The sequence below is a fragment of the Staphylococcus massiliensis genome (genome assembly GCF_043186315.1).
In the GTDB taxonomy this organism is placed as follows: domain Bacteria; phylum Bacillota; class Bacilli; order Staphylococcales; family Staphylococcaceae; genus Staphylococcus; species Staphylococcus massiliensis.
On sequence record NZ_CP171119.1, the window covers coordinates 1,442,610 to 1,456,208 of the forward strand.

The window sequence follows — 13,599 nt, forward strand, 5'->3', positions numbered from 1 at the left end:
TCCTTAAATATGATATGCGATTTTGACTTCAATTGAATATTGAAATCGATTAAGTGGTATATTAAAAGTATACAATTAATGAGGAGGAAAAATCATGAATTTATCATTTCACGGTCAATCAACAATCTATTTTGAAGCTAACGGTAAGAAAATTATCGTAGACCCATTTATTACTGGTAACGAACTATCAGATTTAAATGCGGATGAATTAAAGGTAGATTACGTTATTCTAACTCATGGTCACGAAGACCATTTCGGCGATACAGAAAAACTCGTTAAAAATAATGATGCTACTGTAATCGGTTCAGCAGAAGTAGCAAACTATTTATCTACTGCACGTGGTATCGAGAACGTGCATCCAATGAATATTGGTGGTAAATGGGAATTTGAATTCGGTACTTTAAAATATGTACAAGCATTCCACAGTTCAAGTTTAATGGACGATAATGGTAAACCAATCTATTTAGGTATGCCAATGGGCTTAATCCTAGAAGTTGAAGGTCAAACAATTTATCACTGTGGTGACACTGCTTTATTCAGTGACATGGCACTTATCACTAAAAGACACCCAGTAGATGTTTGCTTTATTCCGATTGGCGACAACTTCACTATGGGTATCGATGACGCAAGCTATGCGATCAATGAATTCATTAAACCGAAAATCTCAGTACCAATTCATTACGATACATTCCCATATATTGAACAAGACCCTGAAGACTTCAGGAAAGCCGTAACAGAAGGGGACGTTCAAGTCTTAAAACCAGGTGAAGCAGTTAAGTTTTAATTTACCTTAAAACCATCTTATAGAAAAAAGGGAGCAGGTGACGCTTTAATAAACGTCCTGCTCCCTTTAAATTTCCTTTATTTCACGATAAGTACTGGAATTGTAGCACGTTTAGCAACTTTGTGGCTCACACTACCAAGAACGAATTTCTTTTCTTTCTCGGCTTTACGGTTACTTAACACAACAATTTCATAGTTACCACGGTTAGCTGTTTCAACTAATTTCTCTTTAGGACTACCTTTTAGAATAAGTTCTTCAAACTGGATATCACAGTCTGTCAAACGACGTCTCGTTGGCTCTAGTTCTTCGCAACGCTTTTCCTTAAGTTCTTCTAAATGCATACCAAATTGAATAGAAGCTCTTAAATCTTGTTCACTAATCACGTTTACAATCGTAACAAGTGAGTCCGGTCCTGCTAACTTACAAACCTCTTGAATTGCCTTTTCATTTTTAAGTTGAGTGTCTACACCAAGTAAAATGTTCTTATACATAAGAAACGCCTCCCTCTCTAGATATATGGGCGCTTAATAAAGTCGTCCACTGATAATTTCCTCATTTATTATATTCCCTATTTATTTACAAAATTAACATGTTTTTAAAAGAAATTTACAAGAAATCGATTAAACCCAGATTTCGCATTTCATAGATAAAAACGTTATAATATATATAATAATGAGTGGATTTTGAGGTAATAAAATGACAAAACACGAACAAATTTTAAAGCATATAGAATCATTGTCAGTCGGACAGAATATTTCGGTACGTAAAATAGCGAAAGACCTTAAAGTTTCAGAAGGTACAGCTTATCGCGCAATCAAGGATGCTGGACAATTAGGACTTGTTGCAACGATTGATCGTGTTGGAACTGTTCGTATTGAAAAGAAATCTCGAGCCCAAATTGAAAACTTAACGTTTGGAGAAATTGTTAAAATTATAGATGGACAAGTTTTAGGTGGACGTAGTGGTTTGTACAAAACGTTGACCAAGTTTGCGATAGGGGCCATGGAACTTGAAGACGTTGTAAGATACTTATCTAAAAACACACTACTTATTGTTGGTAACCGTACAGACGTTCAATTGGAAGCATTAAAACGCGGTAGTGCTGTACTGATAACAGGTGGCTTTGATACGACGGATGAAATTAAAGCATATGCAGATGATAAAGGTTTACCGATTCTTTCTTGTAATTATGATACGTTCTTAGTAGCCAACATGATTAACCGAGCGATGTACGACCAAATGATACGTAAAGAAATATTAGTGGTTGAAGATATCGTAATACCAGTTGATGAAACGTCAGTGCTTTTCGATGATACGAAAGTGGCAGACTTTAAAGACGTTGCTAAGGAAACAGGGCACGCCCGTTTCCCAATAGTGGATCGTAATAAGAAGTTACTTGGCATTATTACGAGTAAAGATATCATTTCACATGATACGCATACGGATATTAAACAAGTGATGACGAAATCGCCGATATACGTGCAACTCAACACGACCGTAGCTTCATGTGCGCATCTAATGATCTGGGAAGGTATTGAACTGTTGCCTGTTACGTCGAGTAATCGAAAACTTATCGGTGTTATAACGCGTGAAGATGTATTACGCGCCATGCAGCTTATCGGTAAGCAGCCTCAAGTAGGTGAAACGATAAACGATCAAATTGCGAAACATATTTCAATCGATCATAATCAAATTAAAGTACAAATCACACCTTTACTTACAAATCAGTTTGGTACGTTAAGTAAAGCCGTCTTTGTCGCGATTATCGAAGAGACGATGAAATCAGTGATGCGTAAGCAAAAGAAACTTGAAGTTATGATTGAGAATTTAAATATCTTTTACATAAAGACGGTTCAAATTGAGTCAGATATTGAGGTTCATTATGACTTTTTAGACATGGGTAGAAGCTTCGCGAAACTTGAAGTAACCATGACGACACAAAATAAAACCGTTGCTAAGGCCTTAATTATGTGCCAACTCATCGACCATTATGAATAAGGAGGAACTTTATTTATGCAAACGTTTAATGCAATTATGGAAAAGATTGAACAATACGACACAATTATCATACATAGACATGTGAGACCGGATCCTGATGCTTATGGTTCACAGCTTGGTTTGAAATATTATTTAGAGGAAAAGTTTCAAGACAAACAAATTTATGCGGTTGGTCACAACGAACCTTCATTAGATTTTATAGGTGAACTTGATGACGTTTCTGATGTGACATTTAAAGAAGCACTTATCATTATTTGTGATACAGCAAATGAAGGGCGCATTGATGATGAACGTTTCAAATTAGGTCAAGAAATCATTAAAATTGACCACCATCCAGCAGTTGATCAGTATGGGGATATTAATTATGTAAATACGAAAGCGTCTTCTACGAGTGAAATTATTTATACGATGATAGATTTCTTGAATGACAAGGTTTATCTCAGTGATAAGGCGGCGCGTGTGCTTTATCTAGGTATCGTTGGAGATACAGGTCGTTTCTTATTCAATAACACGACAACTCAAACATTGAACGTAGCAGCATCATTAATTGCTTATGACTTTGATCATAATTTTGAGCTGAATCAACTTGGTGCGAAAGATCCTAAATTAATGCCGTTCCAAGGATATATTCTGCAGAACTTTGACTTAAATGATAAAGGCTTCTGTAAGGTTAAAATCACGCACGATGTGTTAGAACAGTTCAATGTAAAACCAAATGAAGCGTCATTATTCGTGAATGCCATTGCAGATATGGATGGCTTGAAAGTATGGGTCTTTGCGGTTGATGAAGGTAGTGAAATTCGTTGTCGTATTCGCTCTAAAGGCATTAAGATCAATGATATCGCGAGCGAATTTGGTGGCGGTGGCCATGAGAATGCTTCTGGCGTTTCTGTTGATGATTGGGAAACGTTCGACGCACTTGCTACAAAGCTAAACGACCGCATTTAAGGAGGAAACACTATGGTTGCTCATTTAAATGTGCATACAGCCTATGACTTGTTAAACTCGAGCATTCGAATCGAAGACGTAGTGAAGCGGGCGAAAGCTGAAGGTTATAATGGGATTGCTATGACAGATACCAATGTCTTATATGCGTTACCACAATTCTTTGATAGTTGTAACAAACATGGGATTAAACCTGCCTTTGGTATGACGCTATATGTGACAGATGAACTTCATGAAGTCGAAACAGTAGTTCTTGCTAGGAACGATGCGGGCTTAAAGGCTTTATACCAATTATCTTCCGCTTTAAAGATGCGAGAAAAGACTGAGACACCGTTAAGTTGGCTCGAACGCTATCAAGATAATCTTATGATTATTTTCAAAGATTTAGACGAAGCGCACCATATGATTTACGCGCCTTTTAAAGAGAAAGCTAACGTATACATGAGTCATCTTAGCTTGGATTCACTTCCCTTTGAAAAGGTCTGGATGGCCAAAACGTGTTATTTAGATGAAGCGGATAAGGAAGCGTACTTTGCGCTAGGTGCCATAAAGAATAACACTAAGATTGATATCGTAAACGAGGTTGAAGATCCTGGGCTTCATTTTCCTAAATTGGAAGCAGTGGAACAAGATATTGAGCCCTCATATTTAAAAGCAACGGAAGACATTCTTGAACAATGTAACGCGACATTACACTATAATCAGTCTTTATTACCACAGTTCGACACGCCTGATAACCAATCTGCAGATGAGTATTTACGTGAACGACTTGAAGAAAGGTTACAAGCATTCGAACTAACGGAAGATGTCTATCGAGAGCGACTCGATTACGAATATGATGTGATTACGAAAATGGGTTATGCGGATTACTTCTTAATCGTTAGTGATTTAATTCATTACGCTAAGACGCATGATGTGTTAGTTGGACCAGGACGTGGGTCGTCTGCAGGGTCTTTAGTCAGTTACTTACTTGGCATAACAACGATTGACCCGATTAAATATAATCTTTTATTCGAACGTTTCTTAAATCCTGAACGTGTCACAATGCCCGATATTGATATCGACTTTGAAGATACGAAGCGTGAGAAGGTTATCGAGTATGTGCAACAAAAGTATGGGGAACATCATGTAGCTGGTATCGTGACGTTTGGACATTTACTCGCTCGAGCTGTAGCGCGAGATATTGGCCGTATTATGGGCTTTGATGAGGTTACGTTAAATGAAGTATCGAGCCTTATTCCGCATAAGTCAGGTATCACATTAGAGGCCGCGTATGAATCTGAAGCGTTTCGAGAATTCGTGCACCGTAATTATCGTAATGAGAAATGGTATGAACTCTGTCGTAAGTTGGAAGGGCTACCACGACATACGTCTACTCATGCGGCAGGCGTAATTGTAAACGACCGACCTTTATATCATTATGTGCCGTTGACGCTTGGTGATGCTGGTTTACTCACGCAGTGGACGATGACGGAAGCAGAACGTATCGGTCTCTTAAAAATTGACTTCCTAGGCTTGCGTAACTTGTCGATTATTCATAAAATCGTGAAACAGGTCGAATATGACAAGAAAGTACACATAAAAATTGAGGACATCCCTTTTGATGATGAAAAGGTCTTTAAATTGTTATCTAATGGAGATACGACAGGGATCTTCCAATTAGAATCTGACGGCGTAAGAAGTGTGTTAAAACGGTTAAGACCGCAACACTTTGAGGACATTGTAGCCGTGACGTCGCTATATCGACCAGGTCCAATGGAAGAAATACCGACATATATTAAGCGCCGACACCATCCTGAAACGGTAACGTACCTTCATGAAGACCTTGAACCGATTCTGAATCGAACGTATGGCGTTATCATTTATCAGGAACAAATCATGCAGATTGCGAGTCGCTTCGCAGGCTTTTCATATGGTGAAGCGGATATTCTACGCCGAGCAATGAGTAAGAAGAACCGTGAAGTGCTTGAAAGTGAGCAAACGCACTTTGTAGAAGGGGCGACAGCGAAGGGATATAGTCCTGAACTGAGTCAACAAATTTTCAATTTGATTCTGAAATTCGCTGACTACGGGTTCCCACGTGCGCATGCGGTAAGTTATTCTAAAATCGCGTACATTATGGCTTGTTTAAAGGTTCATTATCCGAATTACTTCTACGCAAATATCTTAAGTAATGTGATTGGTAGCGAGAAGAAGACAATGGATATAATTAAAGAGGCTAAAGGACAGCGTATTGACATCCTAACGCCGAATATTAATGAAAGTTTTTGGTTCTATAAACCGAAACCTGAAGGTATTTATATTTCGCTCGGTACTATTAAAGGTATCGGATATCAGACAGTCAATATTATTCTAAGCGAACGAAAGGCGAATGGTCCTTTCAAAGACTTCTTTGACTTTTGCCGGAGAATTCCAAATCGCATCAAATCACGTAAGAATCTTGAGGCACTTATACTCGTCGGGGCCTTCGACACATTTGGTAAGAATCGTGCCACGTTGCTTCAATCTATTGACCAAGTCGTGGATGGCTCAACGCAAATAGACGATCAAGATTTTATATTCGATCAGTTGACGGTGAAAGAAGAGTATCATGAGACTGACGAAATGCCAGATAAAATTTTAAGTAGTTATGAGAAACAATATTTAGGCTTCTATGTTTCCGAGCACCCCACTGAAAAGCTCTTTAAAGAGAAGCAATATTTGTCGCTCTTTCAATTGAACCAAGCAGAATTAAACAAGCCCATGCTGATTAATTTAGATGTCATTAAGCCAATTCGTACGAAAAAAGGGCAAAATATGGCATTTGTTACGCTAAATGATGGTAAAGAAGAAATGGAAGGCGTTATCTTTCCAACGTTGTATCGACAGATTGAAACTGACGTTGAAGAAGACGCCGTATACGTTGTCCTTGGTAAATATGAGGTGAGAGCGGGGAATCCACAAGTTATCGTTAATCAATTAATCCCGCTTGAAGCGTATGAGCGTGACAAGCTCACGCATTGTAAGCAAATTGTTATTCGCAACATTATGAATGTAGAAGCTGTTAAAAATCAATTATCGCAATCAAAACAAGCGAACCACATACCGGTTTATTATTATAAATCGTCAGGTATGGAATTAATCGGTTACATTGAAAGCGAACAAACTAGAATGAAAGATTTTGTTTCTGATTTCCATGCATCACACATCAGATTACTCTAACTTTTGAAAATATAATGAAATATGGTATAGTTATCTGATGTTAATATGAGTGATTCGTATCTATTTGGGATTCGTTTTAATTAAAAAATGATAGATTAGGGGATGATTTCAAAATGTCTTTAAGAAATGATGCATTACAAATGCATAAAGAAAATCAAGGTAAATTAGAAGTTACATCAAAAGTAAAAGTTACGAACAAAGAAGAGCTTAGTTTAGCTTACTCTCCTGGTGTAGCGGAACCTTGTAAAGATATACATGAAGATAAACGTAAAGTATATGATTATACAATGAAAGGTAATACAGTTGCGGTTGTTACAGATGGTACAGCAGTATTAGGTTTAGGTAACATTGGCGCTGAAGCAAGTATTCCAGTTATGGAAGGTAAAGCTGTATTATTCAAAAGCTTCTCTGGTATCGACGGTGTACCTATTGCGTTAAATACAACAGATCCAGATAAAATTGTTGAGACTGTTAAATTACTAGAACCAAATTATGGTGGTATTAACTTAGAAGATATTTCAGCTCCAAGATGTTTTGAAATTGAAGAGCGCTTAAAGAAAGAAACTAAGATTCCAATCTTCCATGATGACCAACACGGTACAGCGATTGTAACGTTAGCTGGTCTTATGAATGCTTTACGTATTGTAGATAAAGATTTATCTGATATTAAAGTTGTTCTTAATGGTGCAGGTGCTGCAGGTATCGCAATCGTTAAATTATTATACTCTTATGGTGTAAGAAATATGATTATGTGTGATTCTAAAGGTGCGATTTACGAAGGTCGTTCTTATGGTATGAATGATACAAAATCATATGTTGCACGTTGGACAAATAAAGAGAAAACAGAAGGTAAATTACAAGATGTAATTGAAGGCGCAGATGTATTTATCGGTGTGTCTGTAGCAAACCTTTTAACTGAAGAAATGGTTAAATCAATGAACGATGATCCAATTATCTTTGCGATGGCTAACCCAGAGCCAGAAATCAAACCTGATGTTGCGAAAGCTGCAGGTGCCAAAGTTATTGGTACAGGACGTTCTGATTACCCTAACCAAATTAATAACGTTTTAGCTTTTCCTGGCATCTTTAGAGGGGCGTTAGACGTAGAAGCGACTCATATTAATGAAGAGATGAAACAAGCTGCAGTCGAAGCGATTGCTGACTTAATTAAACCTGATGAATTAAACCCTGACTATTGTATTCCAGGACCATTTGATAAACGTGTTGCACCATCAGTTGCACGTAACGTAGCTAAAGCTGCTATGGAATCAGGCGTTGCACGTATCGAAGTAGATCCTGATGAAGTTTACGAGAAGACTTTATCACTAACAGATTTAAAATAAAGAGAAATATTCTGAACTGATAAATGAAATGATATATAAATTTGTAAATAATTTTCATTTTCTACAAATTCATATACAATTATAAGTGTTAAAAATTTGGACAGATGCATGAACCATATAAATAAACAGTTCAGAAATCTATGGTAGTGTGGAGGTTAACGTATGTTTAAGGATTTTTTTAATCGCAATTCTAAAAAGAAAAAATATGTAACAGTACAAAACTCAAAACAAAATGATGTACCAGCAGGTATTATGACGAAATGTCCTAAATGTAAGAAAATCATGTACACAAAAGAGCTCGCAGAAAATTTAAATGTTTGTTTCAATTGTGATCATCATATTCCACTTACAGGACATGATCGTATCAATGCTATTTCAGATGAGGGGACTTTTAAAGAGTTTGATAAAGGTATGACCTCTGCCAATCCATTAGATTTTCCTGGCTATGAAGAGAAAATTGAAAAAGACCAGAAGAAAACGGGTCTTAATGAAGCTGTTGTAACGGGAACGGCCGAATTAGAAGGCATCAAATATGGTGTTGCTGTAATGGACGCACGTTTCCGTATGGGTAGTATGGGTTCAGTAGTCGGTGAAAAGATTTGTCGTATCATCGATTATTGTACTGAACACCGTCTACCATTCATTCTGTTCTCAGCTAGTGGTGGTGCTAGAATGCAAGAAGGTATCATTTCACTTATGCAAATGGGTAAAACAAGCGTATCTTTAAAACGTCATTCTGATGCAGGTTTATTATATATCTCTTATATGACGCACCCAACTACAGGTGGTGTTTCAGCGAGTTTCGCTTCTGTAGGTGACATTAATATAGGGGAGCCTAAAGCGCTAATTGGTTTTGCTGGTCGACGTGTTATCGAACAAACTATTAATGAAAAGCTACCTGATGACTTCCAAACTGCTGAGTTCTTATTAGAACATGGTCAGTTAGACAAGGTCGTTCATCGTAGTGAAATGAAATCAACACTCGCTTCTATTCTAAAAATGCATCAAGAGGTGAAAAATAATGCTTGATTTTGAGAAACCACTTTTTGAAATTAAAGATAAAATTGAATCATTAAAAGAATCCCAAGAGAAAAATGATGTCGACTTGCAAGATGAAATTGATATGCTTGAAGCATCACTTAAACGAGAGACTGAGAAAGTTTATACGAACCTTAAACCGTGGGATCGTGTTCAACTTGCACGTTTACAAGAGAGACCAACTACTCTAGATTACATACCATATATCTTTGATGATTTCCTAGAATTACATGGCGATCGTAACTATCTTGATGACCCTGCTTTAATTGGGGGCGTAGGCTTCTTTAATGAAAAGCCCGTTACAGTTGTAGGTCTCCAAAGAGGTAAAGATACAAAAGATAACATTTATCGTAACTTTGGTATGGCGCATCCAGAAGGTTATCGTAAAGCACTTCGATTAATGAAACAAGCTGAAAAATTTAATCGACCAATCTTTACATTTATAGATACTAAGGGTGCTTATCCAGGTAAAGCTGCCGAAGAACGTGGTCAAAGTGAATCTATCGCTAAAAATTTAGTCGAGATGGCTTCGCTTAAAGTACCTGTTATTGCGATTGTTATCGGTGAAGGCGGTAGTGGTGGTGCACTAGGTTTAGGCATTTCGAACCGCATTATCATGCTTGAAAATAGTACGTACTCAGTTATTTCACCTGAAGGTGCAGCGGCTTTATTATGGAAAGATAGCAATCTAGCTAAAATAGCTGCTGAAACAATGAAGATTACTGCGAATGACTTACATGATTTAGGTATCGTAGATGAGGTTATTCAAGAACCATTAGGTGGCGCCCACCAAGATATTCAAACACAAGCTCAAAGAATTAAAGATGCATTTAAATTTCATTTAGATGAACTTTCTAAAATGTCAGCTACTGAGGTCGCTGATGATCGTTTTAATAAATTTAGAAATATCGGTTCATTTACTGAATAATATATTTTAAAGACGCAATCCTTAGCGGGTTGCGTCTTTTTTAATTTGGTTTAATTACTATTATGTAAAAGTAATTGGAGATTTAATAGTGGATGAATGAAATAATTGATCTCTTAAAATTTATGTCATTATTTGTTAATTAAGCTCAATAATATAGTAAAGCTAAATTAATGGTAAGACGTATGAATTTTTGTAAATGGGGAACATATCTAAGGGGCTTTTCCTAGAGAATTGTGAGTAATGAAACGCGATTATGACATACTATTTAACACGTGAACAATGAATGTGTTGTACAATTAAAAGTCATTCGGAAATTAAAAAGTTTACATTGAATAAACACTTGATATTAATGGAATAGCGCTATTATTTGTGGTATTTTTAAATTAATAATATAAATGTGAAAGGTATGTCGTTATGAAAAGAATAGCAGTGTTAACGAGCGGTGGAGATTCTCCCGGTATGAATGCAGCAATACGTGCTGTTGTACGTAAAGCGATGTTTCACAATATTGAAGTGTTTGGTGTTTATCAAGGTTATCAAGGTTTAATTAATGATGAGATAAAGAAACTTGAACTTGGGACTGTTGGAGACACGATTCAACGTGGGGGAACATTCTTATACTCAGCAAGATGTCCGGAATTTAAGGAACGTGACGTTAGAAAAGTAGGTATTGGTAACCTTAGAAAAAGGGGAATTGAAGGTTTAGTTGTAATTGGTGGTGACGGAAGTTACCGTGGTGCTCAACGTATTAGTGAGGAATGTAAGGAAATTCAAACAATCGGTATTCCTGGAACGATTGACAATGATATTAATGGGACGGACTTTACGATTGGTTTTGATACCGCATTAAATACGATTATTGAATCTGTCGATAAAATTAGAGACACAGCATCAAGTCATGCAAGAACCTTTATTATTGAAGTAATGGGACGAGACTGTGGTGATTTGGCATTATGGTCAGGACTCTCAGTAGGTGCGGAATCTATTATTATTCCGGAACGTCAAAAGGATATTCAAGAAATTGCAGAAAAGATTCAACAAGGTATTGATCGAGGTAAAAAACATTCGATTATCATTGTGGCTGAAGGGTGTATGTCAGGTGAAGAATGTGCGCAAGAGCTAACGAAATATATTAATGTAGATGCTCGTATTTCCGTATTAGGTCATATCCAGCGTGGAGGAAGTCCTACAGGTGCTGATCGTGTATTAGCATCGAGAATGGGTGGACATGCAGTGGAATTATTACTTAATGGTGAAACAGCTAAAGGGGTTGGCATTAAAAATAATCAACTCACTGCAACTTCATTTGATGAAATATTTAAAACATCTCATGATAATATCGATAAACATATGTATGAATTAACAGATGAGTTATCTATATAAATCAATTAGGGAGGCATTTTAACAATGAGGAAAACAAAGATTGTATGTACGATTGGACCTGCATCTGAATCAGAAGAAATGTTAGAAAAATTAATGAAAGCTGGTATGAACGTTGCCCGTTTAAATTTCTCTCATGGTGACCACGCAGAACATAAAGTACGTATTGATCGCATCCGTAGCATCGCTAAAAAATTAGACCTAAACATCGGTATCTTAATAGATACGAAAGGTCCTGAAATCAGAACACACAACATGAAAGACGGTAAAATTGTGTTAGAAAAAGGTTCTGAAATTATCGTTTCTACAAGCGAAGTAGAAGGTACACCTGAAAAGATTTCAGTAACTTACCCAGATCTAATCAATGACTTGCATGATGATTCATTAATTCTTTTAGATGATGGTTTAATTGAACTACGCGTTAAATCTTTAGATGCTGAAAAAGGTGAAGCCGTATGTAATGTCTTAAATACAGGCGAACTTAAAAATAAAAAAGGTGTCAACTTACCAGGCGTTAAAACGAATTTACCAGGTATTACTGACAAAGATGCTGAAGATATTCGTTTCGGTATCAAAGAAGATATCGACTTCATCGCAGCAAGCTTCGTGCGCCGTCCAAGCGATGTTTTAGAAATTCGTAAATTGTTAGAAGAAGAGAAAAATGAAGTTATCAGCATTATCCCTAAAATTGAAAACCAAGAAGGTATTGATAACATTGAGTCTATCTTACAAGTATCTGATGGGTTAATGGTAGCACGTGGTGACATGGGTGTTGAAATCCCACCTGAACGCGTACCAATGGTTCAAAAGGACTTAATCCGTAAGTGTAACAAGCTAGGTAAACCAGTTATCACAGCTACTCAAATGCTTGATTCAATGCAACGTAATCCTAGAGCGACGCGTGCTGAAGCAAGTGACGTAGCGAACGCGATTTATGATGGTACAGATGCTGTTATGTTATCAGGTGAAACAGCAGCTGGGGATTACCCTGTAGAAGCTGTTGAAGCAATGCGTAATATTGCATTAGCAGCTGAAGATGCGCAAGACTATGACAAGATTTTAAATGACCGTACGAAGTTATCGATGACGTCTCTAGTTAATGCTATTGGTGAATCTGTAGCCCACACTGCTTTAAACTTAAATGTTAAAGCTATTGTTGCTGCAACTGAAAGTGGTTCTACTGCACGTATTATCTCTAAATACCGTCCGAAATCAGATATTATCGCGGTTACGCCAAGAGATACAACTGCTCGCCAATGTACACTAGTTTGGGGTATTAACCCTGTCGTTAGATCTGGCCGTCCTTCTACTGACGAACTTCTTAACAAAGCAGTAGCAACTGCAGTGGATACTGGACGCGTTAAGAACGGGGACTTAATCATTATTACAGCTGGTGTGCCAACTGGTGAAACAGGTACCACAAACCTTATGAAACTTCACTTAGTCGGTGACGAATTAGCAACTGGTCAAGGTATCGGTCGCAATTCAGTAGTTGGTCACGCAAGATTAGTTAAAGATGCGAAAGAATTAGAAGGCGAAGACTTATCAGATTCTATCATCGTGACACAATCAACAGATGCTTCATTTGCGCCTTACATTAGCCAAGCGATTGGTTTAGTTACTGAAGAAGGTGGCTTAACTTCACCAAGTGCAATCATTGGTTTAGAACATCATATTCCTACAATCGTAGGTGTCGATGATGTACTTAACGTAATTGAAGATGGTGCTTTAATTACAGTTGATGCCAATCAAGGTAAAGTATTCGAAGGCTACGCAAACGTTCTATAAACGATACATTTTTGACAAACCACGCTTTGTGGTTTGTCTTTTTTTATTGTGTGAAAAGCCCTTTAAAGCATTCATAGAAAAAATGTATAAAGATTTTTAAAAAGTTATTATTAATGATAATTAAATAGAAATATGACCAAAACGCGACTATGCGCTCCAGATTAGGGTAAACATAAGGTTGTATAGCCTATAAC

General features: G+C 37.1%; 10 protein-coding genes. 9 read left to right on the plus strand and 1 reads right to left on the minus strand.

The window, feature by feature from the left end:
• The first annotated feature begins 94 nt into the window (after positions 1–94).
• Complete coding sequence (locus ACF3N8_RS07045; RefSeq protein ID WP_392449780.1) at positions 95–784, plus strand: metal-dependent hydrolase; 690 nt, start codon at positions 95–97, stop codon at positions 782–784.
• A 77-nt stretch (positions 785–861) separates the two neighbouring features.
• Here the strand turns inward: ACF3N8_RS07045 and ACF3N8_RS07050 are convergent, their stop codons facing one another.
• Positions 862–1,275 carry a universal stress protein gene (locus ACF3N8_RS07050; protein ID WP_009381924.1) on the minus strand — a complete coding sequence of 138 codons (414 nt, stop codon included), beginning with the start codon at positions 1,273–1,275 and terminating at the stop codon, positions 862–864.
• A gap of 205 nt (positions 1,276–1,480) precedes the next feature.
• Here ACF3N8_RS07050 and ACF3N8_RS07055 point away from each other — a divergent pair, with 205 nt between their 5' ends.
• The 8 genes from ACF3N8_RS07055 to pyk all read left to right on the plus strand — a co-directional run bounded on the left by ACF3N8_RS07055 (position 1,481) and on the right by pyk (position 13,405).
• Positions 1,481–2,782: a DRTGG domain-containing protein gene (locus tag ACF3N8_RS07055; RefSeq protein ID WP_238101817.1), complete on the plus strand. Its 1,302-nt coding sequence runs from the start codon at positions 1,481–1,483 to the stop codon at positions 2,780–2,782.
• A gap of 15 nt (positions 2,783–2,797) precedes the next feature.
• Positions 2,798–3,730, plus strand: a complete 933-nt coding sequence (locus ACF3N8_RS07060; protein WP_392449781.1) for a bifunctional oligoribonuclease/PAP phosphatase NrnA — start codon at positions 2,798–2,800, stop codon at positions 3,728–3,730.
• A 12-nt stretch (positions 3,731–3,742) separates the two neighbouring features.
• The gene (locus ACF3N8_RS07065) at positions 3,743–6,928 is read left to right on the plus strand and encodes a DNA polymerase III subunit alpha (protein ID WP_238101815.1); all 3,186 of its coding nucleotides are present in this window, start codon (positions 3,743–3,745) and stop codon (positions 6,926–6,928) included.
• 113 nt (positions 6,929–7,041) lie between these two features.
• Positions 7,042–8,271 (plus strand): NADP-dependent malic enzyme, encoded by a 1,230-nt coding sequence (locus ACF3N8_RS07070; protein WP_238100829.1) that lies wholly within the window; start codon positions 7,042–7,044, stop codon positions 8,269–8,271.
• A 162-nt stretch (positions 8,272–8,433) separates the two neighbouring features.
• Positions 8,434–9,300 (plus strand): acetyl-CoA carboxylase, carboxyltransferase subunit beta, encoded by an 867-nt coding sequence (gene accD, locus ACF3N8_RS07075; RefSeq protein WP_009381918.1) that lies wholly within the window; start codon positions 8,434–8,436, stop codon positions 9,298–9,300.
• Positions 9,293–10,237 carry an acetyl-CoA carboxylase carboxyltransferase subunit alpha gene (locus ACF3N8_RS07080; RefSeq protein WP_392449782.1) on the plus strand — a complete coding sequence of 315 codons (945 nt, stop codon included), beginning with the start codon at positions 9,293–9,295 and terminating at the stop codon, positions 10,235–10,237. The genes accD and ACF3N8_RS07080 overlap by 8 nt, the downstream gene beginning before the upstream one ends.
• A 414-nt stretch (positions 10,238–10,651) precedes the next feature.
• Complete coding sequence (gene pfkA / locus ACF3N8_RS07085) at positions 10,652–11,620, plus strand: 6-phosphofructokinase (protein ID WP_238101813.1); 969 nt, start codon at positions 10,652–10,654, stop codon at positions 11,618–11,620.
• Positions 11,621–11,644: 24 nt separating this feature from the next.
• Entirely contained in the window at positions 11,645–13,405 is a 1,761-nt protein-coding gene (gene pyk / locus ACF3N8_RS07090; protein WP_238101812.1) for a pyruvate kinase, read from the plus strand.
• Positions 13,406–13,599 lie beyond the last annotated feature (194 nt).